Consider the following 26,014-nt stretch of genomic DNA (forward strand, 5'->3'; position numbering starts at 1 on the left):
CCACCAAACCGTTCGGGGGGACACACAGAACATGAACACCCAGGCACCTATATCCGGCGTGTTCTTCAAGCACGCGTCGTTGCGCAGCCTGCTGGACCACCAGGCCCGGCTGCGCCCCGACGACATCGCGGTCACCGCGGCCGGCGGCGACCTCACCTTCCGTGAACTCACCACCGAGGCCGACCGCCTCGGCTCCCGCCTGACCGCGCTCGGCGTCGTACCGGACACCTGCGTCGGCCTCTACACCGAACCCTCCGCCGAGCTGGTCACCGGTGTGTGGGGCATCCTCACCGCCGGCGCCGCCTATCTGCCGCTGTCGCCCGACTACCCCGAGGCCCGGCTGCGGTACATGCTCGAGAACTCCGGCGCCCGGGTCGTCGTCACCCAGCCGCGGCTGCGCGAGCGGCTCGGCCGGCTGGTCCCCGAGGGCACCGCCGTCGTCACCCTGGACGACTGCCCCGCCGCCGGTGCCCCGGCCCCCGACGCCTTACCGCAGGGCGACCAGCTCGCCTACGTCATCTACACCTCCGGCAGCACCGGCAAACCCAAGGGCGTGATGATCGAGCAGCGCAGCATCGTCTCCCAGCTGCGCTGGCTGGACAACTGCGGACACCTCGGCCCCGAGGTGTCCATCCTCCAGAAGACCCCGATGAGCTTCGACGCCGCCCAGTGGGAGATCCTCGCCTGCGCGGTCGGCTCCCGGGTCGTGATGGGCGGCCCCGGCCTGTACCGCGACCCCGAGGGCATCATCACCATGATCTGCGAGCACCGGGTGACCGCCCTCCAGGGCGTCCCGACGCTGCTCCAGGCCCTGGTGGACACCGAGGAACTCGGCGCCTGCACCTCCCTGACCCGGGTCTTCTCCGGCGGCGAGGCGCTGACCCGGGCCCTCGCCCAGGAACTCTTCCAGGCGCTGCCCGGCGTCTCCCTGGTCAACCTCTACGGCCCCACCGAGACGACCATCAACGCCACCTCCCACTGGGTGGACCCGGACGCGCTGGACGAGTCGTCCCCCGCGATCCTCCCCGTCGGTGTCCCCGCCGACAACGTCACCTGCTACATCCTGGACGAGAACCGGCAGCCGGTGGACATCGGCGAGAGCGGCGAGCTGTTCATCGGCGGTGTCCAGGTGGCCCGCGGCTACATCGGGCTGCCCGAGGTGACCCGGGAACGCTTCCTCGTCTCCCCGTTCAACCCCACCGAGCGCCTCTACCGCACCGGTGACCTCGCCCAGTGGAACCCGGACGGCACCATCCAGTTCATGGGCCGCACCGACAACCAGGTCAAGCTGCGCGGCTACCGGGTGGAGCTGGAGGAGGTCGCCTCCCGGATCGAGGAGCACACCTGGGTGCGCCGGGCCGCCGCGGTCGTCACCGACGACCCCCGCACCGGCGGCCGGACCCTGGTCGCCGCGGTGGAGCTGAACGAGCGTACGGCCGCGGTCATGGACCAGGGCCGCGACGACGCCGCCCACCACCAGTCGAAGGCGTCCAAGCTCCAGGTCAAGGCCCAGCTGTCCAACCCGGGCCTGCGCCCGCCGGAGCGGCTGGCCGGCCGGCCCGTCACCGCGCTGCCCGGCGCCGAGGGCACCGAGGAGCAGCGCCGCACGGCCTTCGCCCGCAAGACCTACCGCTTCTACGACGGCGGCCCGACGACCGTCGACGACGTGCGCGCCCTGCTGGCCCCGCGCCCCGCCGAGGCCGCCGCCCCGCGCACCCCCGGCGACCTCACGCTCGGCGAACTCGGCACGATCCTGCGCTGGTTCGGCCCGTTCCGCAGCGCCGAGCGGCTGCTGCCCAAGTACGTCTACGCCTCGCCGGGCGCCCTGTACGCCACCCAGCTGTACCTGGAGACCGACGGCCTGTTCGGCCTGTCCGGCGTCTACTACCACCACCCCGTCGACCACACCCTGGTCCGGGTCGGCGACGCGGCCGGCAGCGGCGGCTCGCCCCTGAAGGTGCACTTCCTCGGCAGGCGGCAGGCCATCGAGCCCGTCTACAAGAACAACATCGTGGAGGTGCTGGAGTTCGAGACCGGGCACATGCTCGGCGTCTTCGAAGAGGTGCTGCCCCGGCACGGCCTGACCATCGAACCGGAGGGCTTCGACGCCTCGGTCGCCGCCCGGCTCGACGCCGACGCCGACGACCACTACCTCGGCACCTTCGCCGTCACCCCGTACCACGACCGGCTCCGGCCCGACGAGGTGGAGCTGTTCGTGCAGGCGCACGGCGACCGCGTCGCGGGGCTCCCGGCGGGCCTGTACCGGCACCGGGACGGCGAACTGGAGCCGCTCGGCGAGCAGGTGGTGGAACGGCGTCATGTCATCGCCATCAACCAGGGTGTCTACGAACGGTCGTCCCTCGGCATCAGCGCGGTCTCCCGGGCGAGCGACGACTGGCGGCACTACATCGTGCTCGGCACCCTGCTGCACCGCCTCCAGCGCACCCCCGGCATGGGCTTCATGTCCTCCGGCTACTCCTCGAAGACCGGCAACCCGCTGCCCGCCTCCCGGCGACTGGACGACCTGCTCGCCGCGGCCGGGATCCCGCCGGCCCCCGCCTCGTACTTCTTCGTCGGCGGCCGCATCACCCCCGAGCAGGCCGCGCACGAGGGCATGGCCGAGGACGCGGTGCACACCAAGGGACCGGCCGAGATGATCCGCGACGATCTCGCCCAGTTCCTGCCGGACTACATGATCCCGGCGCGGGTCGTCGTGGTGAACGAGCTGCCGCTCACCGCCAACGGCAAGATCGACGCCAAGGCCGCGGCCGCCCTCCCGGAGGTCGTCACGGCCCGCGGCTCGGCCGTGTACGTCGCCCCCGCGACCCCGACCGAGCAGTGGCTGGCGGCCGAGTGGGGCCGGATGCTGAAGTCCGACAGCGTCTCCACCGAGGACGAGTTCTTCGGCTCGGGCGGCAACTCGCTGCACGCCGTGGCGCTGGTGAACCGGATCAACAAGGAGTTCGGTGCCGCACTGCCGCTCCAGGTGATCTTCGAGACGCCGAAGCTGGCCGACCTCGCCGCCCGCATCGACAGCGGCGCCCCGGCCCGCAGCTCCCGGCTGGTGCCGCTGCACCAGGAGGGCGCGGGCAACCCCGTGTTCGTCTGGCCCGGCCTCGGCGGCTACCCGATGAACCTGCGGCTGCTCGCCCAGGGCGTCGGCCTGGACCGCCCCGTCACCGGCGTCCAGGCGCAGGGCATCAACCCGGGCGAGGTGCCGTACCCCACCATCCGGGAGATGGCGATGGCCGACGTGGCGGAGATCCGCCGCAGCCGGCCGTCCGGGCCGTACACCCTGTGGGGCTACTCCTTCGGCGCCCGGGTGGCCTTCGAGGCGGCCTGGCAGCTGGAGCAGTTCGGCGAGAAGGTGGAGAACCTGCTGCTGATCTGCCCCGGCAACCCCGAGGTACGGGTGAAGGGCGCCGAACGCTGGGGCCGGGAGGCCTCCTTCGCCAACCCCGCCTACCTCACCATCCTGTTCTCCGTCTTCGCCGGCACCGCCCACGGCCCCGCCGTCGACGCCTGCCTGCGCCGGGTCACGGACGAGGACTCCTTCGTCTCCTTCGTCCACGACCGGATGCCCGCCCTCGACGAGGGCACGATCCGCCGCATCACCCGGATCGTCGCGGAGACCTACGAGTTCGAGTACAGCTTCCGCGAACTGCGGGAGCGCCGGATCGACGCACCGGTGACGATCTTCAAGGCGCGCGGCGACGACTACTCCTTCCTGGAGAACAGCTCCGGCTACTCCGCCCGCCCGCCCCGGGTGATCGACCTCGACGGTGACCACTACAGCGTGCTCAAGCAGCACGGCGTGGACGAACTCATCGGCCGCATCCGGCACGTGACGTTCCACGGGTGATCCCGCACGGATCCTGACGCGATCCGGCCGACGATCCCGACCCAAACTCCTCGCCCCGCGCGACTTCCCCCGGCGCGGGGCGGGGTCCCCCTCGCACTCGAAAGGTCCGCTGCCGTGCCGCACGTCAGCATCAAACACTTCCCGCGCACGTTCACCGAGGCCGAGAAGGCCGACCTGACCGCCGCGCTGACCCGGACCGTCACCCGGGTGTTCGGCGTCGAACCGGGCGCGGTGTCGATCGCCGTGGAGCCCGTCGAGCCCGCCGTGTGGACGACCGAGGTCCACACCCCGGAGATCGAGGCCAAGGCCCACCTGCTGTGGAAGCAGCCGCACTACTCCGAGCCCGTCCCGACCGAAGGAAACCGATGAGCCCCACCAGCCCCGCGATCCCGCTCGTCCACACCGAAGAGGTGCGCGAGGCCCTGCACGAGGGCCGCCCGGTCGTCGCGCTGGAGTCCAACGTCATCACGCACGGACTGAGCTACCCGCACAACGCCGAGACCGCCCGGCAGGTCGAGGCCGCGGTCCGCAAGGGCGGCTCGGTCCCGGCGACCATCTGCGTCGAGGACGGCGCGATCCGGGTCGGGATGACCGAGCGGGACATCGAGCGCTTCGCCTCCGGGTCCGGCATCCCGAAGGTCTCCAGCCGGGACCTGCCGGTGGTGCTCGCCCGCGGCGGCCGGGGCGCCACCACCGTCGCCTCCTCGCTGGTCGCCGCCGAACTGGCCGGGATCCCGTTCTTCTCCTCGGCCGGCCTCGGCGGGGTGCACCGCGGCGCCGAGACCACCATGGACATCTCCTCCGACCTGATCCAGCTGACCCGCTCCAAGGTCGCCGTGGTCTGCGCCGGCGCGAAGATGATCCTCGACCTCAAGCTGACCATGGAGTACCTGGAGACGCAGTGCGTCCCGGTCATCTCCTACGGCTCCGACGACTTCCCGGCGTTCTACTGCGCCTCCAGCGGTGTGAAGGCCCCGCACCGCATCGACGACGAGGACCTCATCGCCCGGGTCGTCACCACCCACTGGGCCACCGGTCACCCCGGCGGAGTCGTCGTCACCACCCCGCCGCGCGCCGAGGACGCCGTCGACCCCGCCGTCGCCGAGGCCGCGATCACCGACGCGCTCGCCCAGGCCGAGCGGGACGGCGTCACCGGCCAGGGCCTCACCAAGTACCTGATGCACGCCGTCGACCGGGCCACCGGGGGCCGCACCGCCCAGGCCAACATGGCCGTCCTCATCTCCACGGCGGAGGTCGGGGGCCGTCTGGCCGCCGCCCACGCCCGCCACCTGACCGCCACCTCCTGAACCGGAAAAGGAAGATCATGACCTCGCTGTTCGACTCCGTCTCCTTCGGCAAGATCACCCTCGCCAACCGGCTCGTCATGGCGCCCATGAGCCGCAACCGGGCCACGCCCGGCGGCGACGCCACCGAGCTGATGGCCGAGTACTACGCCCAGCGCGCCGGCGCCGGCCTGATCATCACCGAGGGCACCCAGCCCTCCCAGGTCGGCCAGGGCTTCCTCAACACCCCCGGCCTGCACCACCCGGAGCACGTGAAGTCCTGGCGCACCGTCACCGACGCGGTGCACGCCAAGGGCGGCAAGATCGTCGTGCAGCTGATGCACTCCGGCCGCATCGGCCACCCCTCCCTCTACGAGAGCGCCCACCAGTCCGTCGCGCCCTCCCCGGTGGCCGCCGCGGGCCAGTGCTTCACCCCGGACGGCATGCAGGACTACCCGCTCCCGCGCGAGCTGACGGTGGAGGAGATCGCCGCCACCGTCGAGGACTTCGTCACCGCCTCCCGCAACGCGATCGAGGCCGGCTTCGACGGGGTGCAGATCCACGCCGGCAACGGCTTCCTGCTGCACCAGTTCCTCGCCGAGAACACCAACCACCGCACCGACGCCTACGGCGGCTCCCTCGCGAACCGCATCCGCTTCACCGTGGAGGTCACCGAGGCCGTCGCCGCGGCGATCGGCAACGAGCGCACCAGCGTGCGCGTCTCGCCCGCCAACACCTACAACGACATCGCCGAGGGCGACACCGAGGCGCTCTACGCGGCCCTGGTCCCGGCCCTGCCGGAGCTGGCCTTCCTGGAGGTCTGCGAGATCGTCAGCCGCCCGGTGACCCGGGCGATCCGCGACCTGTGGCAGGGCGGTCTCGTCGTCAACCCGCACGCCACCCCGGACTCCTTCCCCGCCGGTGTGCAGAGCGCCCAGGCGGTCCTCGACGACGGCCTCGCGGACGCCGTCTCGCTCGGCGCGCTGTTCCTCGCCAACCCCGACCTGCCCGCCCGCATCCAGGCCGGCGGCCCCTTCAACACCGCCGACGAGTCGACGTACTACGGCGGCGACCACCGCGGTTACACCGACTACCCGGTGCTCGCCCAGGGCAGCGGCCGGTGAAGCCGAGACCGGTCGTCCGGACCGCCGAGCGCAGGCTCCAGCTGTTCACCGGGCGGGCCCACCCCGCCCTCGCCGAACGCATCGCCGCCGAGCTGGGCACGGCCCTGATCCCCACCCAGGCACGGGACTTCGCCAACGGTGAGATCTACGTCCGGCACGAGGAGTCGGTGCGCGGCGCGGACTGCTTCGTCGTCCAGTCGCACACCGCCCCGATCAACACGTGGATCATGGAACAGCTCATCATGATCGACGCGCTGAAGCGGGCCTCCGCGCGCAGCATCACCGTGGTCGCCCCGTTCTACGGCTACGCGCGCCAGGACAAGAAGCACAAGGGCCGCGAGCCGATCTCGGCCCGGCTGGTGGCGGACCTGCTCACCGCGGCCGGGGCGGACCGGATCATCACCATCGATCTGCACACCGACCAGATCGTGGGCTTCTTCGACGGGCCGGTGGACCATCTGTTCGCGCTGCCGACGCTCGCCGACCACATCGCCGGGCTCGTCGATCGCGACCGGCTGACCGTGGTCTCCCCGGACGCCGGGCGGGTCCGCGTCGCCGACCGGTGGTGCGACCGGCTCGGGGTGCCGCTGGCGATCGTGCACAAGAAGCGGGACAAGGACGTCGCGCACCAGGTGAGCGTGCACGAGGTGGTCGGCGACGTCGAGGGCCGGGTGTGCGTCCTGGTGGACGACATGGTCGACACGGCCGGCACGATCTGCGCGGCCGCGGACGCCCTGTACGCCGGGGGCGCCGAGGACGTCATCGTCGCCGCCACGCACGGCATCCTGTCCGGCCCGGCAGTCGACCGGGTCAAGAACAGCAGGGTCAGCCGGTTCGTCTTCACCGACACCCTGCCGACCGCGGCCGCGACCGGCCTGGACAAGGTGGAGGTGCTGTCCGTGGCCCCGCTGATCGCCCAGGCGATCCGGGAGATCTTCGAGAACGGCTCGGTGACGAGCCTCCTCGAGGAGCTGTGACGGAGCGCGGAACCGGCGAGGGAGCGGGTGTGAAAAGGGGACTGTGAATGGCCGGGGAGCGGCCTGTCGGCTCGCCGCGGCGACTCGTACGCTGCGGACCGCTCCCGGCCTTCACGGCACGTCCATGGATTCTCCACAGGCCGGGGGCGACAGCCACCCCCCACCCGGAAAGGGAGAGCCATGACCGGCAGACCCCTGGTGAGCGGCGCGTTCGCCGCGCTGCTCACCACCCTCGCCCTCGCAAGCCCCGCGCGCGCCTCGTCCCCCGTGGTCGACGACCCGCCCCCGGACAAGATCGTCATCGATGTGGCCACGGTGAACGGGTCCGGCTGTCCGGCGGGCACGGCCGCGGTCGCCGTGTCCCCGGACAACACGGCCTTCACGGTCACCTACAGCTCCTATCTCGCCCAGGCCGGCGGCAATTCGGACCCCACGGCCTTCCGCAAGAACTGCCAGCTCAACCTGGTGGTCCATGTCCCGCAGGGCTTCACCTACGCGGTCGCCAGCGCGGACTACCGGGGCTTCCTCTCCCTCCAGCCCGGAGCGAGCGCCGCCCAGCGGGCCTCGTACTACTTCCAGGGCTCCTCCAGCACGGTGCCGAGGACACACCCCTTCACCGGCCCCTACAACGACGACTGGCAGGCCACCGACAGCACGGACTGGGCCCAGCTCGTCTGGGCGCCCTGCGGGGTGCTCCGCAACTTCAACATCAACACGGAGCTGCGGGTGAACGCGGGCGGCACGGCCCCCGGCAAGGTCAGTTTCATGACGATGGACTCGACCGACGGCGACATCAGCACGGTGTACCACCTGGCCTGGAAGCAGTGCCCGGCCGGCTGACCGAGGCACCGACCGAGGCCCCGGCCCGCGGGGGTGTCCCCCGCGGGCCGGGTGCGTGGCTATCCGGCGGCCTGGTCCAGCCCGGCGGCGTCCGGCCAGCTCTGCGCGTTCGGCCAGCCGGTGGCCGGAGCCGGGGTCAGCCCCTGGGCGGAGAGGGGGGCCGGCGCCGTCATACCGCGCACCTGGGCCGCGGTGAGCCCCCCACGGGCGGGGACCCCGGGCGGGGTGGGCGTGGCGGACGCGGCCGGCGGGGCCATCAGGGTGGCGGAAACCGCGGGCTGTGCGGCGGCTGCCCGGGACGGTGGTGCCGGGGCCATGGGCTGGCCAGCGGGGGCCGCCATGGCCTGCGGCGCCCGGGCCATGGGCTGCTGGACGGGCATCAGGGGCTGCTGCCCCGGTGACTGCGGCCCCGGGGCGGCCAGGGCCGCGGGCACCGGCTGGGGGGCTGCTGCCACCCCCGCCTGCTGGGAGGCCGTAGGGACCGGCATCAGGCGGGAGGCCGCGGCGACCGGCATCGGCGGGGAGGCCGCGGGCGCCGGCGCGAATGAGGAGGCCGCCGACATCCCCATCGGCTGGGACGCGGCTGCCCCGGGCACCGGCTGGGGCGCGGCTGCCCCGGGCACCGGTTGGGGCGCGGCTGCCACGGGCACCGGCTGGGGCGCCGCCGGCATCCCCACCGGCTGGATGGCCCCCGGCCCCGGCACCGGCTGCATGGCCGCCGACACCCCCACCGGCTGGGCTGTCGCTGCCACCGGCACCGGCTGGGGCGCCGCAGGCATCCCCACCGGCTGGATGGCCCCCGGCCCCGGCACCGGCTGCATGGCCCCCGGCCCCGGCACCGGCTGCATGGCCGCCGACACCCCCACCGGCCGGGCTGCCGCAGGCATCGGCACCGGCTGGGGCGCCGCAGGCACCCCCGCCGGCTGGGCTGTCGCTGCCACCGGCACCGGCTGGGGCGCCGCTGGCATACCCACTGGCTGGATGACCCCCGGCCCCGGCACCGGCTGGGCTGCCGCAGGCATCAGCACCGGCTCGGGGCTCGCAGGCGCCGGCGCCATCGGCATCCCCGGTGCCAGCTCCGGCTGGCGCACCGCAGGCCCCGGTACCAGTTCCGGCTGACGCGCCGCAGGCACCCGCTGAGGCGCCGCAGGCACCGGCATCCCGTCGGCCAGTGGGGTGGCGGCGGGGAGCGGCATGCCGGTGCCGGCGGCCGGAAGGGGTGCGGCGGGCGGAAGCGGCCGGGCCGATGCGGCCGCTCCCGGTATGCCGGACCCGTTGGTCGAGCCGACCAGCCGGTCCACCGCCGCCGTACCCGAGCTGTAGCTGGTCCCGGTGCTTGGCCCGGGTACGGCGGCTCCCCTCCCGGACCCGTAGAGCACCTGTTCCAGGCCGGACACCAGGCGACGCACGTCGGCCTGGGGGCGCACCACGAGTCTCAGGAAGCGGCTGGAGGATCCGATGGTGTCGCCGCACTCGCGGACCAGGATCCGGTGTTCGGCGAGCATGCGGTCCCGGACGACCGTGCCCTCGGCGCCGACCGGGAGGCGCACGAAGAGGAAGTTGCCCTGGGACGGGTAGACGGTCAGGCCCGGCAGCGCGGCGAGCAGGCCGGCCATCTCCAGCCGGTCGCGGCGGATCTGCTGGAGGGCCTGCGCGTACTCGGTGCCGTACTCCCGCAGCATGAACACCAGGTGTTCGGCGAGGGAGTTGAGGTTCCACTTGGGAAGCATGGCGCGGATACGGCCGGCCAGGGCCGGGTTCGCCACCAGGTAGCCGAGGCGGGCGCCGGGCAGGCCGACGCTCTTGCCGAGGCTGCGCAGCACGATGACGTTGGGCCGCAGCATGGCGTCCTGGACCACGCTCGGCTCGGCCTCCGCGTCGGCGAACTCCAGGAAGGACTCGTCCACGACCACCAGGTCGACGTCCGCCATCGCGTCCATGAACCGCACCAGCGACTGTCTGGACACGGCGCCGCCGTCGGGGTTGCCGGGGTTGCAGATCACCGCCACCCGGGTCCGGCGCGCCCGGATGAACTCGGCGTACTGGGCGAGGTCCAGGGCGAAGCCGTTCGCCTCCTGGAGCGGGAACATGTCGACCCGCTTGCCCGTCTCCATCGGCTGCTCGGTCCAGCGGCCGAGGGCGGGGACCGGCACCGCCAGGGACTCGTGGACCAGCAGGTGGTCGATCCAGGTGATCAGTTCGGTGCCGCCGTTGCCCATCGCCACGCAGGCGGGCGGCAGCTGGAGCAGGGCGCACAGCTCGGCCGTGACGGTGTCGGCGCCGCTCGGGGCGGAGGCCAGGATCTCGTGCAGCCGGGCCGAGAGTTCCTCGAAGATGGCCGGGGTGGGGAAGTACGGGTTGCACGGCACAAGGAAGTCCACCGGGCCGGTGCCGCGGAACAACGAGGTGACGTTGCCGGCCAAGGGAACCTCCGTCCAAGGGCGGCCCGTGCGGGGGAGCACGGGCCGCCCTTGGATACGCGGGCCGCGGCGGAGCCGTTCAACTCAGCCGCGAAGAGGCCGCTTTCAGGCGCTGAACCGGTGGATCGTCGTCGTCCGGTACGTCTGCCCCGGCCGCAGCACGGTCGACGGGAACGACGGCTCGTTCGGCGAGTCCGGGAAGTGCTGGGTCTCCAGGCACAGCCCGTCGCCCTGCCGGTAGGTGTGACCCGAGGGGCCGACCAGGGTGCCGTCGAGGAAGTTGCCCGAGTAGAACTGCACCCCCGGCTGGTCGGTGTAGATCTTCAGGGTGCGGCCGGACCCGGGGTCGCGCAGCGTCGCCACGTGCTCGGGGTGGGCGGTGACGCCCTTGTCGAGCACGAAGTTGTGGTCGAAGCCCTTGGCGGTGACCAGCTGCGGGTGGCCGGTGCGGATGTCCCGGCCGACCGGCTTGGGGTGGGTGAAGTCGAAGGGGGTGCCCTTGACCTTCGCCAGCTCGCCGGTGGGGATGAGCCCCTTGTCGGTCGGGGTGTACCGGCCCGCCGCCAGCCAGAGTTCGTGGCCGTAGATGCTGCCGCTGCCCTCACCGGCGAGGTTGTAGTACGTGTGGTTGGTGAGGTTGACGACGGTCGGCTTGTCGGTGGTGGCCCGGTAGTCGATGCGCCAGTCGCCGTGCCGGTTCAGCGTGAAGGTGACCTTCGTGCGCAGCGTGCCGGGGTAGCCCATCTCCCCGTCGACGCTGGTGTAGTACAGGTGCAGGCCGACGTCGGAGCCGGAGACGAACGGCTCCACGTCGAACACCTTGGTGTTGAAGCCCTTGGCGCCGCCGTGCAGGCTGTTCTCGCCGTCGTTGACGGACAGCTGGTAGGTGGTGCCGTCCAGGGTGAACCGGCCCTTGGCGATGCGGTTGCCGTAGCGGCCGATGGTGGCGCCGAAGAAGGTCGTCCCCTTGACGTACGCGTCGAGGTTGTCGTACCCGAGGGAGACGTTGACGTGCCGGCCGTGCCGGTCGGGGATCTCCAGGGACTGGATGATGCCGCCGTAGGAGAGGACCTTCAGCCGGGTCCCGCCGTTCTCCAGCGACCAGCGGTACACCTTGGTGCCGTCGGCGAGCGTGCCGAAGAGCTCCTTCCGCGGCTTGCCGTCCTGCGGACGGCTTGCGGCCTGGGCGGTGCCCTGGCCGAGGGAGGTGGCGGCGATTCCCGCCGCCGCCGCGCCCGCGATGACCGTGCGTCTGTTCAGTTCCATCACTGCGGCTCCTGTAAAAGGAGGGGCCCCGCCGGTTCCTCCGGCGGGGCCCGATCTGACTTACGAACCGGACTTGCGCTTGTTCCACACGTCGAACCCGACCGCGGCCAGCAGGGCCAGGCCCTTGATGACCTGCTGCCAGTCGGTGCCGACGCTGAGGAGGTTCATGCCGTTGTTCAGCACGCCGAGGACGAGACCGCCGATGATGGCACCGAGCACGGTGCCGACACCGCCGCTCATGGAGGCGCCGCCGATGAACGAGGAGGCGATGGCCTCCAGTTCGAAGCCGTCGCCCGCCTTCGGCGAGGCCGCGTTCAGACGGGCGGCGACCACCAGACCCGCCAGGGCCGCGAGCACGCCCATGTTCAGGAACACCTGGAAGGTGATGCGCTTGTCCTTCACACCGGACAGCTTGGCCGCCGGCAGATTGCCGCCGATGGCGTAGATGTGCCGGCCGAAGACCGAGTTGCGCATGACGTAGCCGTAGCCGCCCACCAGCACACCGAGGATGATCAGCACGATCGGCGCACCGTCGTAGCTGGCGAGCAGCATGGTGAGGGCGACGATCGCGGCGACCAGGGCGACCAGCTTGAGCAGGAAGAGGTTGCGCGGCACCACGTCGAGGGCGAACTCCTGCTGCCGGCGCCGGTCGCGGACCTCCTGCCAGACCACGGCGGCCACCAGGACGAGGCCGAGGAGCAGGGTGAGGTTGTGGTAGTTGGTGTTCGGGCCGACCGCGGGCAGGAAGCCGTTGCCGATCTTCTGGAGGCCGTCCGGGAAGGGGCCGAGGGTCTGGCCCTTGAGGAGGATCTCCGTCAGACCGCGGAAGAGCAGCATCCCGGCGAGGGTGACGATGAAGGATGGTATGCCGAGATAGGCGATCAGGAAGCCTTGTACGGAGCCCGCCGCGGCGCCCACCAGCAGGCACAGCACCACGGCGATCGGCCAGGCCACGTGGTGCTGCACGGTCAGCACGGCCGCGAACGCGCCCACGAACGCCGTGATCGAACCGACCGACAGGTCGATGTGCCCGGCGATGATCACCAGCATCATGCCGATCGCGAGGATCAGGATGTAGCTGTTCTGGAGCACCAGGTTCGAGACGTTGCGGGGCAGCAGCAGGTCGCCGCCGGTCCAGAACTGGAAGAGGACGACGATCAGACCGAGCGCGATCAGCATGCCGTACTGGCGCATGTTGCGGCGCAGGCCGCCGAGCACCAGCTGCAACAGGCTCTCGTCGGCGGCCGATCCGCCCTTGCCCGGCGGCGCGGCGGCCGGGGTCTTGTCGGTGACGTCCGTGCTCATCGCGTTACCTCTTCGTCCTTTGCGTTGTCCGTGGGCGCCTTGTCTTTCGTCATATGGCGCATCAGCACTTCCTGCGTGGCCTCGGACCGGGGCACCTCGCCGGTCAGCCGTCCCGCGGCCATCGTGTAGATGCGGTCGCACATGCCGAGCAGCTCGGGCAGCTCGGAGGAGATGAAGACGACCGCCTTGCCCTGGGCCGCCAGCTGGTCGATGACCGTGTAGATCTCGTACTTGGCGCCCACGTCGATGCCGCGCGTGGGTTCGTCCAGGATGAGCACGTCCGGGCCGGCGAAGATCCACTTGCTGAGGACGACCTTCTGCTGGTTGCCGCCGGAGAGCTTGCCCACCGGTTCGAAGACGGTCGGCGCCTTGATGTTCATCGACTTCCGGAAGCCCTCGGAGACCCGCCGCTCCGCCTGCTCGTCCACCACGCCCCGCTTGGCGACCTTCCGCAGCGCGGTCAGCGAGATGTTCCGGTTGATGGTGTCGATGAGGTTGAGGCCGTAGTGCTTGCGGTCCTCGGTGACGTACGCGATGCCGTGGTCCACCGCCTCCGCGACGGTCTTGGTACGGATCTCGACGCCGTCCTTGAGGACCGTGCCGCCCGCGTACCGGCCGTAGGTGCGGCCGAAGACGCTCATCGCGAGTTCGGTGCGGCCGGCGCCCATCAGCCCCGCGATGCCGACGATCTCACCCCTGCGGACGCTGAGCGAGACGTCGTCCACGACCTTGCGCTGCTGGTCGATGGGGTGGTGGACGGTCCAGTTGCGGATCTCCAGCGCCGGCGCCGCGCCCTCCTCGGGCTCGTGCGGGGTGCGCTCGGGGAAGCGGTGGTCCAGGTCGCGGCCCACCATGCCGCTGATGATCCGGTCCTCGGTCGTGCCCTCGGCCCGCACGTCGAGCGTCTCGATGGAACGCCCGTCGCGGATGATCGTCACCGAGTCGGCGACCCGGCGGATCTCGTTGAGCTTGTGGGAGATGATGATCGAGGTGATGCCCTGGTTCTTCAGCTCCAGGATCAGATCGAGGAGTTTGCCGCTGTCCTCGTCGTTCAGCGCCGCCGTCGGCTCGTCGAGGATGAGCAGCTTCACCTCCTTCGACAGCGCCTTGGCGATCTCCACGAGCTGCTGCTTGCCCACGCCGATGTCGGCGACGCGGGTCTCCGGGTGCTCGTCGAGTCCGACCCGGCGCAGCAGCTCGGTGGCGTGCCGCAGGGTCGCCCGCCAGTTGATGAGCCCGCGCGTGGCGTGCTCGTTGCCGAGGAAGATGTTCTCCGCGATGGAGAGGTACGGCACCAGCGCCAGCTCCTGGTGGATGATGACGATGCCGTGTTGCTCGCTCGCCCGGATGTCCTTGAAGCGGCAGAGTTCCCCCTCGAAGAGGATCTCGCCCTCGTAGGTGCCGTGCGGGTGGACGCCGGAGAGGACCTTCATCAGGGTCGACTTGCCGGCGCCGTTCTCTCCGCAGATGGCGTGGACCTCGCCCTGACGGACGGTCAGTGAGACGTCCGACAGCGCTTTGACACCGGGAAAGGTCTTGACGATCGAGCGCATTTCCAGGACGGGTCCCGCCATGGTCGTGCCTTTCAATCCGTAGGGAGTCAGGGCCGGTTACTTGAGCTGGGAGTCGGTGTAGTAGCCACCCTTGACCAGGACGTCCTCGTAGTTGGTCTTGTCCACGCTCACCGGCTGGAGCAGGTAGGAGGGGACGACCTTGGCGCCGTTGGTGTAGGTCTTGGTGTCGTTGACCTGCGGCTTCTTGCCGTGCAGCACGTCGTCGACCATGGACACCGCGACCGCGGTCTCCTTGCGGCTGTCCTTGAAGACGGTCTGCGACTGCTGGCCCGCGATGATCGACTTCACCGAGGCCAGCTCGGCGTCCTGGCCGGTGATGACGGGCAGCGGGTTGCTGCCGGAGCCGTAACCGTCCGACTTCAGCGCGGAGATGATGCCGATGGAGATGCCGTCGTACGGCGAGAGCACCGCGTCGACCCGGCCGCTCTTGTAGGAGGAGGTGAGGATGTCCTCCATGCGCTTCTGCGCGGTGGTGCCGTCCCAGCGCAGCGTGGTGACCTGGTTGAGCTTGGTCTGGCCGGACTTGACCACCAGCTGCTTCTTGTCGATGTAGGGCTGGAGCACCTTCATCGCGCCGTCGAAGAAGTACTGGGTGTTGTTGTCGTCGTTCGAACCGGCGAACAGCTCGATGTTGAACGGGCCCTTCTTGCCGCTGTCCAGGCCGAGCTTGTGCACGATGTAGGTGCCCTGGAGGGTGCCGACCTTCTCGTTGTCGAACGAGGCGTAGTAGTCGACGTTCTTGGTGCCGAGGATCAGCCGGTCGTAGGCGATGACCGGGATGTTGGCCTGCTTGGCCTCCTGGAGCACGTTGTTCAGGGACTTGTTGTCGATCGCCGCGACGATCAGGCCCTTGACGCCCTGCGTGATCATGTTCTCGATCTGCGAGACCTGGGTGCTCGGGTCGTCCTCGCCGTAGACCAGCTTGGTCTTGTACCCCTTGGCCTGGAGGTTCTTGACCATGTCGTTGCCGTCGTTGATCCACCGCTCGGAGGACTTCGTCGGCATGGCGATGCCGATGGTGGCGCCCTTGACGTCACCGGTCTTCTCCTTGCTGCCGCCCGAGCCGCTCTGCCCGCAGGCGGTCAGGGTCAGGGCGAGCGAGGCGGCTCCGGCTATCGCGGCGATGGCGGCTCTGCGGTTGCGCATGGTGATCAGTCCTTGGTCTTCTCGTCGTTGAGATGCAGCCGTCGGGATACGGCGGGCTATTCGCTCGGGAAGCGGTTGAGGGTGCCGGGCAGCCGCGAGCCGAGCGGCGCCATGTCGCCGTCCGCGCCGTGCCGGGCGAGCAGGTCCAGGGCGAGGCGGCCGCGCCGCACCCGCTCCCGGGCGGTGTCCAGGGTCACGTCCCGCAGGTGGGTGCCCCACGGGTAGATGCCGGGAGCCTTGGACAGACCGAACTTGAGGTAGAGCGGTGCGCCGCGCCGGATCAGCTCGGCGACCTCGTACATCCGCACATAGCCGCCGAGGTCGTCGGGGGCCTCGATGTACATGTCCATCGGAGCGCCGGACACCCGGCGGATCTCGGTCAGGTGGTCCAGCGTCAGATCGCTGGGCACGTTGATGGAGTCGCCGCCGAGCCGCTCGTACACGGCGTACGAGGCCGGGTTGACCGGGCCGATCAGCGCCGAGACCTTCAGGGTGGTGTCGGCCGGGATGATGCCCCGCTGCCGCGCCTGGTGCAGCGCCCACAGCACACCCTCGTCGGCGACGAGCAGGCACTTGACGCCCAGCTCGGTGGCGCGGACGGCGTCCTCCAGGCAGCCGGCGACGGCGTCGTGGCCCCGGGCGCGCAGTCCGGCCCCCCGCGAGTCGGACCGCACCGAGCCGCCGATGTCCCAGGTGCCGCGCGGGCCGGTGAACAGGCACAGCTCGATGTCGCGTTCCCGGGTCGCGTCCACCATCTCGGTGATCTCGGCGTCGGTGAGCATCCACACGCCGCTGCCCTGGCTGATCCGGTGGATCGGCACATCGAGCCGGGAGGCTTCCTTCAGCACGACCGCCAGCGCCTCGGGACCCTCGCACGAGGGAATCTCGGTGCGCCAGCGGCCGCCGCCCGGGAAGCTGTGGGCGGAGGCGTCGGCGGGGTCGAGGGCGGGCGCGCCCAGGCCGAGTGCGGCGAGCACCTGCTCGCCGGGCCTGCGGGCTGCCGGGGCGGAAGCGTCGGTCACAAGGTGTCCTTCGGGTGAGGCGTTCGAGACGTACGCGGGGTACGCGACGTGCGCGATGTTCGATATGTCGGACGGGGTTCGCGGCTCTGGGTACGAAAAAGGCGGGGAAGGGGCGATGGAGGTACGCCGGTCAGGGCGCCGTCAGGTCTCACCCTGACCGGCGTACGGCTAGGGGCGGAGCAGCACCTTGCCCACCTTCGGGTCACCGGCCCCGACCAGCTCGATGGCCTGCGAGAACTCGGTCAGCGGCAGCTCGTGCGTGACCAGCGGCAGCGGGTCGAGCAGTCCGGCCGCGAACACCCGCACGGCGTGCGCCCAGGCGTCCGGCGGCGCCCCGAAGACGGTGTGCACCTCCAGCTGTCGTACGACCAGATCGGTCGGGTCGAGCCCGTCCGCGCCCGGCGCCGGGATCCCGGTGAGCACCAGCCGTCCGCCGCGCCGGAGCAGCCCGGCGGCGGTGCGGGCGGCGGAGGCGGACCCGGCGGTCTCGATGACCACGTCGAAGTCGTCGGGCAACTCCTCGTCCCGGAGCCGGAAGCCGGTGGCCCCGTACTGCCGGGACAGCGCCTCCCGGTCCCGCCGGGTGCCCACCACCAGCAGCTCCGTCGGCGAGATCGCCTTCAGGAACTGCACGGCGAACATCCCGAGCGTCCCGGTGCCGACCACCGCGACCCGCTGCCCCGGCTGCGCGTCCGCCTTCAGCGCGGCGGCCGCGATACAGGCGGCCGGCTCCAGCAGGGCGGCGGCGCCGAGGTCGGCGTCGTCCGGCAGGACGTGCAGCAGCCGCGCCGGCAGGGTCAGGGTGGCGGCCATGGCACCCGGCTGGGTGAACCCGGTCTCCTCGTACCCGGAGGTGCACAGCGTGGTCTCGCCCGCGTGGCAGCGGTCGCAGACCTGGCAGTTGCGGAAGCCCTCGCCGACGACCTTCCGGCCGACCAGCGCCTCGGGCACCCCCGCGCCCACCGCCCGCACGGTCCCGGACCACTCGTGGCCGGGCGTCAGCGGATAGCGCACATACCCCTCGGGCCGGTTGCCCTGGTACACCTCGCGGTCGCTGCCGCAGATGCCCACCGCGTGCACGGCCACCAGCGCCTCCCCGGCGCCGGGCTCGCGCGGGGTGTGCGCCTCCACCCGGTGGGTGCCCGGCGCCTCGACGACGACCTGCGAACTCACTTGCCGTCCTTCGGGTTGCGCTTCTCCCAGCCCTCGGCCCACAGGTCGAAGTGCGCCCGCTGCTGCGGGAACTCCGCCGCCGCGTCCACGTCCAGCTCGACCCCCAGGCCCGGCGCGTCGGACAGCTGGAAGTAGCCGTCCACGACCTGCGGCGCGCCCTTGACCACCTTCTTGATCTCCGCGTCGGCGAAGTCGTTGAAGTGCTCCAGGATCTTGAAGTTGGGGGAGGTGAAGCCGACCTGGAGCGAGGCGGCGGTGAGCACCGGCCCGCCGACGTTGTGCGGCGCGATGAGCATGTAGTGGGTCTCGGCGGTCGCGGCGAGCTTCCGGGTCTCCCAGATGCCGCCGATGTGCCCGAGGTCGGGCTGGATGATGTCCACGGCCTGGCTCTCGAAGAGCTCCCGGAACTCGATCCGGTCGTGGATCCGCTCGCCGGTGGCGACCGGCATGTCCACCTTGGCGGCGACCTTCTCCAGCGCCTTCAGGTTCTCCGGCGGCACCGGCTCCTCCAGCCAGGCCGGCTTGAAGGGGGCCATCTCCTTGGCCAGCCGCACGGCGGTGGCGGGGGAGAAGCGGCCGTGCATCTCCAGCATCAGCTCGGCGTCCGGCCCGATGGCGTCCCGGACCGCCTCGATCAGCGAGACGGCGTACACGGTCTCCTGGTGGTCCAGTTCGAAGTGGCCGGTGCCGAACGGGTCGATCTTCAGCGCCTTGTACCCGCGCTCCATGACCCCCTGGGCGGCCTTGTGGTACGCCTCCGGCGTCCGCTCGGTGGTGTACCAGCCGTTGGCGTAGGCCTTCACCTTGTCCGTGACCTTGCCGCCGAGCAGCTGCCACACCGGCACGCCCAGGGCCTTGCCCTTGATGTCCCAGCAGGCCATCTCGACGACCGCGATGCCGGACATCACGATCTCGCCCGCGCGGCCGTAGTCGCCGTACTTCATCCGGCGGGTCAGGTCCTCGACAGCGAACGGGTCCGATCCGAGAATGTGGTTGGTCTCGGCCTCCTTCAGGTAGCCGATCAGCGCGTCGGTGTGTCCGAGCATCCGGGTCTCGCCGACTCCCGTGATCCCCTCGTCGGTGTGCACCTGGACGTAGGTCAGGTTGCGCCACGGCGTGCCGACCACGTGCGTGCTGATTCCGGTGATGCGCACGGCAGTTGCCCCTCAGCTGTTCGAGATTTCGTCACACGTTCGAAATGCTGGCGTGACAGTAAGGACGGTGCGGTCGGGGTGTCAATGGGTCGAACAGGTAACGGTTTCGACAAGCCTTTCGAGAATGTTTTCGCTCCCCTACGAAACCTTCACAGGGGCGGCTAGGAACGTGACCCGTGCGGACTCTAGTCTTCCCGCGTCATGGACTACTGCCACCCGTGCCAACGGCACCTCAACGGCGCCCTGGCCTGCCCGGGCTGCGGCACACCGGCCGACCGACTCGCCGTACCCGCCGACGTGTCGGCCGCGTACGCGGGTGCGCAGGAGTACCCGCAGCAGTACCCGGCGTACGGCGCACCCCAGCAGTACGAGCAGCAGCGGTACGAGCAGCAGCAGTACGGCATGACGCAGCCGTACGACGCCACGCAGCCGTACGACGCGACGCAGCCGTACGCTCATCCCGATCCGGAACCCGGCCCGGGCCCCGATCTGGGCCCCGATCCCGACCCCGACCCTGATTCCGCTTCCGAGCGGGGCGAGGACGAGTACCAGGACGACTACGACGGCGGCTACGAGGGCGAAGGGGCCGAAGAGGACGAAGAGGACGAAGAGGACGGCGGCGGGCGGGCCGGGCGGCGCAGGGGGCGCGGGGCCGGCACGGCGGGCCCCGCCGAGGCCGACTCCAGCCGGCGGGACCGCAAGGCCGCCGCGCACCGGCGCCGTCGGCGCCGTACCGTGCTGGTCGCCGCCGGGTTCGTGCTGGCGGCCGGCGGCCTCAGCCTCGCCTCGCTCGGCACCGACGCCCCGTTCTCGCCCTTCGCTCCCGACGCGCCCTCCTCGCCCGACGGCACCGCGGCGGACGGTTCCGCGTCCCCCGCGGACCAGGGCCACACGGACGGCCCGGCCGCGCCCGGCGCCCGGACGGCCCGTGACGGCACGCGTGTCTCGGCCTCTCCCGACCCCTCCGCCTCCGCGTCCGCCGCCAAGGCCAAGAAGGACAAGGAGTCGGCCTCCCCGTCCGCCTCCGTCAGCGACCGGGCCGTGCAGTCGGCCACCACCGGCCCCGGCCCCGGCGCCGACCCGACGACCTCCGCCGCGCCGGCCTCCCCACCTCCGGCCACCCCGACCACCGCCCCGACGACCTCCGCCCCCGCTCCGCAGCCCACGCCCACCAAGACCTGCAACCACTTCCTGTGGTGGTGCACCTGAGCCGCCCCGCTTTCCCGCTTGCGCCGTCCCGGGCAACGGTGACACCGTCCGCCGTGGAGGAGCGCCGGGCAGCGGCCTAGTTGAGGAGAGCGGATGACGCAGGACATCACCGTCCACGGCACGGTCGCCGAGGGGTTCGAGGCGGTGCGCGAGGAGTTCGCCCGCTTCGTCGCCGGGGAGCGCGCCGACTACGAGGGCCAGGTCTGCGCCTATGTGCACGGACGGCGGGTCGTGGACCTCTGGGCGGGCGGGGAGGCGGACTCGCTCTACGGCGTGTTCTCGGCCACCAAGGGCGCCGCGCATCTCGTGGTCGCGCTCCTGGTGCAGGACGGCACGCTGGAGCTGGACCGCAAAGTGACCTACTACTGGCCCGAGTTCGGCTGCGAGGGCAAGGAGTCGGTCACCCTGCGGGAGCTGATCACACATCAGGCCGGAGTGATCGGGACCGACGCCGGGTTCTCTCTCGCCGAGCTGGCCGACGACCGGGCGATGGCCGAACGGCTCGCGGACCAGCGGCCGTTCTGGCGGCCGGGGAAGGCCTTCGGCTACCACGGGCTGGTGATCGGCGCGCTCACCGGCGAGGTGGTCCGCCGGGTCCTGGGCCGTACGCTCCAGGAGGTCTACGAGGAGCGGATCCGGGCGCCGTACGGCACGGACTTCCATCTGGGCCTGCCGGAGTCCGAGGAGCCGCGCTTCCGTTCGGTGCAGTCGATGATCCTCACCCCGGAGCAGCAGGCGCTCGCGGCGGCCCAGCCGCCCGCCCCGCGCAGCCTGATGGCGATCGCCGGCAACCGGCACGTGCCGGACCCGGTCTCGCCCGAGGACTACATCAACTCCCGTCCGGTGCGCGCCCAGGGGCCGGCGTCGGGAGGCGGGGTCGCCTCCGCGCGCGGCCTCGCGAGGATGTACGCCTCGGCGATCAGCGAGGTGGACGACCGCTCACCGCTGCTGAAGCCGGACGCGCTCGCCGAGGTGGCCCAGATCCACTGCGTCGGGTACGACGTGGTGCTCCGCGCCCACAAGGCGTACGCCCTCGGCTTCCAGGCGACCTCGGACACCATTCACCCGTTCCTGGGCGCGGGCACCTTCGGCCATGAGGGCGCGGGCGGCGTCCAGGCCTTCGCCGACCCGCACACCGGCCTGGCCTACGGCTACACCCGCCGGCGCAGGTCCCTCACGCCCGGAGCGGCACCGGAGAACAACGGGCTGGTGGCGGCGCTGCACCGGGCGGCGCTGGCGCTCTGAAGGCCTGCACGAGGCCGGAAAGAGAGCAGCCGCACCCCACGTCCAAGGGTGCGGCTGCCTCGATGGAAACGACTGACCTCACACCAGCGTCACGCTGATGTTGCCCCGGGTCGCCTTGGAGTAGGGGCACACCTGGTGGGCCTTCTCGATCAGGTCCCGGGCCGTCGCCGCGTCGACGTTCGGGATGTTCGCGGAGATCTCCACGATGATCCCGAACCCGTCGTCGTTCTTGCCGATGCCGACCTTCGCGGTGACGGTCGAACCGGAGACGTCGGCGCCCTCCTGGCGGGCGACGACACCGAGCGCGCCCTGGAAGCAGGCGCTGTACCCGGCGGCGAAGAGCTGCTCGGGGTTGGTGCCGGCACCGTTGCCGCCCATCTCCTTGGGCGGGTTCACGATCACGTCGAGCCTGCCGTCGTCGGTGGCGACGCGGCCGTCGCGGCCGTTCTCGGCGGTGGCGACAGCCGTGTACAGGACGTCGGACTGCTGAATGGGCATGCGGTTGTCTTCCTCCTCGGTCCGCCGTGACTCGCGCCCACGATCGACGGCGGATTTCGGAAAGAAGCTACCGCATGTCGGAAACTCCGTGAAGAAGTGCCTAGAGCTTGACGACCATCTTGCCGGTGTTGTCGCCGCGCAGGACCCCGAGGAACGCCTCCAGGGTGTTCTCGATGCCCTCGACGACCGTCTCGCGGTACTTCAGCGCGCCCGAGGCGACCCACGGGCCGACCTCCTGGACGAACTGCGGCTGGAGGTCGTAGTGGTCGCTGACCAGGAAGCCCTCCATGCGGCCGCGGGTCTGGATCAGCCGGGCGAGGTTCTTCGGGCCGGGGGCCGCCTCGGTGTTGTTGTAGATCGAGATCATGCCGCAGATCGCGATCCGGCCGCCCACGTTCAGCGCGCCGAGGGCCGCCTCCAGGTGGTCCCCGCCGACGTTGTCGAAGTAGACGTCGACACCGTCGGGCGCGGCCTCGCGCAGCTGCTCCGCGACGGAGCCGTTCTTGTAGTTGAACGCGGCGTCGAAGCCGTACTCCTCGACCAGCAGCTTGACCTTGTCGTCGGAGCCGGCCGAGCCGATGACCCGGGAGGCGCCCTTGAGCTTGGCGATCTGGCCCACCTGGCTGCCGACCGCGCCCGCCGCGCCGGAGACGAACACGGTGTCGCCCTCCTTGAAGGAGGCGGTGCGCAGCAGACCGGCGTAGGCGGTCAGGCCGGTCATGCCGAGCACGCCCAGGTACGTCGACAGCGGCACCTCGTGGCTCTCGGCGTCGACCTTGACCGCCGGGACGGCCGCCGGGCCCACCTTGACGGCCTGCTGTGCGTCGACGACGGCGTACTCGCGCCAGCCGAGGAAGTGCAGGACGTGGTCGCCGACGGAGAGGCCCTCGGCGCGGGAGGCGACCACCTCGCCGACCGCGCCGCCCTGCATGACCTCGCCCAGCTCGAAGGGGGCGACGTACGACTTCGCGGCACTCATTCGGCCGCGCATGTACGGGTCGACGGAGAGGTACTTGTTCCGGACGAGGACCTGGCCCTCACCGGGGGTGGGGACCTCGGTCTCGACCAGGGCGAAGTCCTCGGGCTTCGGCCAGCCGACGGGACGGCTGAGCAGGTGCCATTCGCGGTTGATCATGACGGGGGCCTTTCCGGATTTAGTTCAGTAACTGAAACAACTGTGCAGCTGAATATTTCAGCTTGTCAAGTAAAGGGGTAGGCTGGAGCCATGCCCGCACCGCACACACCCCGCCCGGACCAGGTGACCCTGGACGTCGTGGATCTCATCGGCGAGGTCGTCGCCCGCTACCACGCGGACTACGACGAGGCCGCCGCCGCCCATGCGCTGACCGGCGCCCAGGCGAAGCTGCTCAGCCTGCTGGCGCTGGCGCCGCTGCCCATGCGGAAGCTGGCGCACAAGCTGAAGTGCGAGCCGTCGAACGTCACCGGGATCGTGGACCGCCTGGAGGCGCGCGGCCTGGTCGAACGCCGCCCGGACCCGGGCGACCGCCGGGTCAAGCTCGCGGCGGCCACGGACGAGGGCCGGCGGGTGGCCCGGGAACTGCGGGACGGACTCCACTTCGCCCGAGAACCCCTGGCCGCCCTCTCGGAAACGGAACGCCTGAAACTGCGCGACCTGCTCCACCGCATGCTGCACGCCTAGCCGGCGGGTGCGGCGCAGCCGGGTCGGTAGGGTGGGGTGTATGCGTGAGCTGGGGGCGGGATTCGGCCATCTGTGGAAGGGCCAGCGCTGGGTGGGCCGGCACCGGCGGAGCTACGGCTTCGGTCTGCTGCCCGGCCTCATCACCCTGGTGCTGTACGCGGCCGCGCTCCTCGCGCTGGCCCTGTGGGGCGAGGACGCCGTCGGCTGGGCCACCCCCTTCGCCGACGACTGGTCCAGCCCCTGGCAGGGCCTCTTCCGTGGCTTCCTGACCGTCGTCCTGTTCGCCCTCGCCCTCCTCCTCGCGGTCCTCACCTTCACCGCCGTCACCCTCCTCGTCGGCCAGCCCTTCTACGAGGCCCTCTCGGAGCGGGTCGACGCCGACGTCTCGCCCGACGGCACCGCCCCCCGCTCGGAGCTGCCCCTGTGGCGGGAGCTGTGGATCTCGGGCCGTGACAGCCTGCGCATCCTCGTCCGGGCCGGGCTGTGGGGCGTGCTGCTCTTCGCCCTCGGCCTGCTGCCCTTCGTCGGGCAGACCGTCGTACCCGTGGCCGGATTCTTCGTCACCGGCTTCTTCCTCACCGAGGAGCTGACCGCCGTCGCCCTCCAGCGCCGCGGCGTGGAGCTGCGCGCCCGGCTCGCCCTGCTCCGCTCCCGCAAGGCGCTGGTCTGGGGCTTCGGCACCCCGCTCGGCCTGGCCTTCCTGGTCCCGTTCGTCGCGGTGTTCCTGATGCCGGGCGCGGTCGCGGGCGCCACCCTGCTCGCCCGCGACCTGCTCGGCGAGGAGAACGCCGAGGACGGCCCCGAGGAGCGCCCCGGCGACCACGAGGACCCCCAGGACCCCCAGGCCGCGCAGGTCACCGCCTGACCGGGGGCGCCGCCTCCACCGCCACCCGCACGACCGACCGCACCTGCGCGACGATGTCCGCCCGGTTGCGCTCGAACTCCGGGTCGGTGACCGCCCCGTTCGCCGGGTCGGTGTTGCCCGCCCCGAACTGGAGGACCGGCGTGTGCACATGGCCGCCGGGCAGCGTGCCGTGCAGGCCCAGCCGGTCGCGCAGCAGGGTGGCCCGGTAGGCGATCTCGTTGGAGAGGTAGTCCCCGCCGCCCCCGGCACGGGCCGTGGACCCGGGCGTCGGGCCGTCCGGCCGTACGACGGGCTCCGTGCCACCGGCCGGGATCTCGGTCACCTCCGTGTGGTCGTACACCGGGAACCGTCCGGTGGGCGCGGACGTGATCGCCCGGTACGGCAGGGTGGTCGTCGTCCACTGCGGCTGGCCGGCCGGGCCGGCGACCGGGACGGTCTCCGTGCGGCCGATGCCGTCGTTGTCCGGGAAGCCGCCCCGCCAGGCCCCGTTGGTGCGCTCGATGTCGAACCGGCCGACCCGGCCCTGACTCACGGTGGTGAACAGGTCGACCCGCGGCAGATACGGCCGCAGCGTCCGCTCCACCGTGCCGTCCGTGAAGTCCTGCCAGCGCACCGGGAAGAGAGCCGTCTCGACCCGTGCCGGGCCGTCCGCCGTCTCGATCACCGTGCCGTCCAGCGCCAGCGCGGCCGCCCCGGACGGGTTGGAGATACGGATGTCCCGGTCCAGGGTGAAGGGGTCGAAGCCGGTCAGCAGCACCCGCCTGAGCCGTGGGTCGCCGGGATACCGGATGTCGTCCTGCCCCCGCGAGCTGCGCTCCAGCCGGTCGAGCAGTGCCGCCCGCCGGCCGCCGTCGAGCCCGAAGTCCGGCTCCCAGAGGCGCAGCGCACGGGTCATGCCCAGCCGCGCCCAGTACAGCGGCCGGTCGTCGGCGCGGTCCAGGTCCCCGCCCGCGGGCCCCCGCCCCTGCGCCCGCGCCACGGCCCGCCGCCACAGCGCGGACCCCGCGCGGACGACGACGCGGCGGGCCTCGGTGTACGAGCGGGCCCGCCCCAGCTCGCCGGCGAACTCCTCCGCCACCGTGTCGAATCCGGACCGCCGGAGGATCTCCTGCGGGACCGCCCGGTCGAGCCGCTGTTCCTCGACGGTGGGGGAGGGGGCGGCGGGCGCGGCGCAGGCGCCCGCGGCCGGGGCGGACAGCCCGGCCGTCAGGGCCAGCCCCAGGCCCAGGCCGAGAACACCGAGACGTAAGCGCTGGAACGGCAGAGCAGGCACGGGAGTCGGTCCTTCCGTCGCTGTGCGGCGCGTGGTGCGGTGGACGGCGGAAGTATCGCGTGCCCGAAGTGGCCCACGCCATGGTGCCTGCCGGCGCCGGCCCGACGAGGAGGCGAAG

The 26,014-nt window shown here is 71.5% G+C and carries 20 protein-coding genes and 1 pseudogene; 10 read left to right on the top strand and 11 right to left on the bottom strand.

Annotation, left to right across the window (positions count from 1 at the left end; genetic code table 11):
* Positions 1–31: 31 nt before the first annotated feature.
* The 6 genes from ACZ5CZ_RS12270 to ACZ5CZ_RS12295 all read left to right on the top strand — a co-directional run bounded on the left by ACZ5CZ_RS12270 (position 32) and on the right by ACZ5CZ_RS12295 (position 8,086).
* The gene (locus tag ACZ5CZ_RS12270) at positions 32–3,862 is read left to right on the top strand and encodes a non-ribosomal peptide synthetase family protein (RefSeq protein ID WP_468941927.1); all 3,831 of its coding nucleotides are present in this window, start codon (positions 32–34) and stop codon (positions 3,860–3,862) included.
* Positions 3,863–3,976: 114 nt separating this feature from the next.
* Positions 3,977–4,231, top strand: a complete 255-nt coding sequence (locus tag ACZ5CZ_RS12275) for a tautomerase family protein (RefSeq protein WP_385844785.1) — start codon at positions 3,977–3,979, stop codon at positions 4,229–4,231.
* Complete coding sequence (locus ACZ5CZ_RS12280; RefSeq protein WP_468941931.1) at positions 4,228–5,169, top strand: pseudouridine-5'-phosphate glycosidase; 942 nt, start codon at positions 4,228–4,230, stop codon at positions 5,167–5,169. Before ACZ5CZ_RS12275 ends, ACZ5CZ_RS12280 begins: the two co-directional genes overlap by 4 nt.
* A 17-nt stretch (positions 5,170–5,186) precedes the next feature.
* Positions 5,187–6,269, top strand: a complete 1,083-nt coding sequence (locus ACZ5CZ_RS12285; protein ID WP_468941934.1) for an alkene reductase — start codon at positions 5,187–5,189, stop codon at positions 6,267–6,269.
* On the top strand, positions 6,266–7,246 hold the full coding sequence (locus tag ACZ5CZ_RS12290) for a ribose-phosphate diphosphokinase (RefSeq protein ID WP_385844789.1): 981 nt from the start codon (positions 6,266–6,268) through the stop codon (positions 7,244–7,246). The genes ACZ5CZ_RS12285 and ACZ5CZ_RS12290 overlap by 4 nt, the downstream gene beginning before the upstream one ends.
* 180 nt (positions 7,247–7,426) lie before the next feature.
* Complete coding sequence (locus tag ACZ5CZ_RS12295; RefSeq protein ID WP_385844790.1) at positions 7,427–8,086, top strand: DUF4360 domain-containing protein; 660 nt, start codon at positions 7,427–7,429, stop codon at positions 8,084–8,086.
* A gap of 767 nt (positions 8,087–8,853) precedes the next feature.
* Here ACZ5CZ_RS12295 and ACZ5CZ_RS12300 read toward each other — a convergent pair.
* The 8 genes and pseudogenes from ACZ5CZ_RS12300 to ACZ5CZ_RS12335 all read right to left on the bottom strand — a co-directional run.
* Positions 8,854–10,509 (bottom strand): annotated as a pseudogene (locus ACZ5CZ_RS12300) (pyridoxal phosphate-dependent aminotransferase); the annotation flags it as partial.
* Positions 10,510–10,611: 102 nt separating this feature from the next.
* Positions 10,612–11,772 carry an aldose epimerase family protein gene (locus tag ACZ5CZ_RS12305; RefSeq protein WP_468941938.1) on the bottom strand — a complete coding sequence of 387 codons (1,161 nt, stop codon included), beginning with the start codon at positions 11,770–11,772 and terminating at the stop codon, positions 10,612–10,614.
* A 60-nt stretch (positions 11,773–11,832) separates the two neighbouring features.
* The gene (gene mmsB / locus ACZ5CZ_RS12310; protein WP_385844793.1) at positions 11,833–13,077 is read right to left on the bottom strand and encodes a multiple monosaccharide ABC transporter permease; all 1,245 of its coding nucleotides are present in this window, start codon (positions 13,075–13,077) and stop codon (positions 11,833–11,835) included.
* On the bottom strand, positions 13,074–14,651 hold the full coding sequence (mmsA, locus tag ACZ5CZ_RS12315) for a multiple monosaccharide ABC transporter ATP-binding protein (RefSeq protein WP_385844794.1): 1,578 nt from the start codon (positions 14,649–14,651) through the stop codon (positions 13,074–13,076). The genes mmsB and mmsA overlap by 4 nt, the downstream gene beginning before the upstream one ends.
* Positions 14,652–14,687: 36 nt before the next feature.
* Positions 14,688–15,797 carry a multiple monosaccharide ABC transporter substrate-binding protein gene (gene chvE / locus ACZ5CZ_RS12320; RefSeq protein WP_385844795.1) on the bottom strand — a complete coding sequence of 370 codons (1,110 nt, stop codon included), beginning with the start codon at positions 15,795–15,797 and terminating at the stop codon, positions 14,688–14,690.
* 56 nt (positions 15,798–15,853) lie between these two features.
* Positions 15,854–16,819 carry a hypothetical protein gene (locus tag ACZ5CZ_RS12325; RefSeq protein ID WP_385844796.1) on the bottom strand — a complete coding sequence of 322 codons (966 nt, stop codon included), beginning with the start codon at positions 16,817–16,819 and terminating at the stop codon, positions 15,854–15,856.
* Between the two features lie 168 nt (positions 16,820–16,987).
* Entirely contained in the window at positions 16,988–17,992 is a 1,005-nt protein-coding gene (locus ACZ5CZ_RS12330; protein ID WP_385844797.1) for a zinc-dependent alcohol dehydrogenase, read from the bottom strand.
* Positions 17,989–19,146 carry a mandelate racemase/muconate lactonizing enzyme family protein gene (locus ACZ5CZ_RS12335; protein WP_385844798.1) on the bottom strand — a complete coding sequence of 386 codons (1,158 nt, stop codon included), beginning with the start codon at positions 19,144–19,146 and terminating at the stop codon, positions 17,989–17,991. The genes ACZ5CZ_RS12330 and ACZ5CZ_RS12335 overlap by 4 nt, the downstream gene beginning before the upstream one ends.
* A gap of 201 nt (positions 19,147–19,347) precedes the next feature.
* Here ACZ5CZ_RS12335 and ACZ5CZ_RS12340 point away from each other — a divergent pair, with 201 nt between their 5' ends.
* On the top strand, positions 19,348–20,355 hold the full coding sequence (locus tag ACZ5CZ_RS12340) for an SCO2400 family protein (RefSeq protein ID WP_468941945.1): 1,008 nt from the start codon (positions 19,348–19,350) through the stop codon (positions 20,353–20,355).
* A 93-nt stretch (positions 20,356–20,448) separates the two neighbouring features.
* The gene (locus ACZ5CZ_RS12345) at positions 20,449–21,600 is read left to right on the top strand and encodes a serine hydrolase domain-containing protein (protein WP_385844800.1); all 1,152 of its coding nucleotides are present in this window, start codon (positions 20,449–20,451) and stop codon (positions 21,598–21,600) included.
* A 78-nt stretch (positions 21,601–21,678) separates the two neighbouring features.
* Here the strand turns inward: ACZ5CZ_RS12345 and ACZ5CZ_RS12350 are convergent, their stop codons facing one another.
* Both ACZ5CZ_RS12350 and ACZ5CZ_RS12355 read right to left on the bottom strand, forming a co-directional pair.
* Positions 21,679–22,098: an organic hydroperoxide resistance protein gene (locus ACZ5CZ_RS12350; RefSeq protein ID WP_385844801.1), complete on the bottom strand. Its 420-nt coding sequence runs from the start codon at positions 22,096–22,098 to the stop codon at positions 21,679–21,681.
* A gap of 100 nt (positions 22,099–22,198) precedes the next feature.
* Positions 22,199–23,233, bottom strand: a complete 1,035-nt coding sequence (locus tag ACZ5CZ_RS12355; protein ID WP_385844802.1) for an NADP-dependent oxidoreductase — start codon at positions 23,231–23,233, stop codon at positions 22,199–22,201.
* Positions 23,234–23,323: 90 nt separating this feature from the next.
* Here ACZ5CZ_RS12355 and ACZ5CZ_RS12360 point away from each other — a divergent pair, with 90 nt between their 5' ends.
* A complete protein-coding gene (locus tag ACZ5CZ_RS12360; RefSeq protein WP_385844803.1) occupies positions 23,324–23,758 on the top strand; it encodes a MarR family winged helix-turn-helix transcriptional regulator in 435 nt (144 codons plus the stop codon).
* A 40-nt stretch (positions 23,759–23,798) separates the two neighbouring features.
* On the top strand, positions 23,799–24,623 hold the full coding sequence (locus ACZ5CZ_RS12365) for an EI24 domain-containing protein (protein WP_468941952.1): 825 nt from the start codon (positions 23,799–23,801) through the stop codon (positions 24,621–24,623).
* On the opposite strand, the gene ACZ5CZ_RS12370 is transcribed toward ACZ5CZ_RS12365, so the two are convergent.
* Entirely contained in the window at positions 24,613–25,896 is a 1,284-nt protein-coding gene (locus ACZ5CZ_RS12370; protein ID WP_468941955.1) for a pyroglutamyl-peptidase I, read from the bottom strand. The genes ACZ5CZ_RS12365 and ACZ5CZ_RS12370 overlap by 11 nt on opposite strands.
* Positions 25,897–26,014 lie beyond the last annotated feature (118 nt).

Source organism: Streptomyces sp. NPDC031418 (assembly GCF_055581605.1).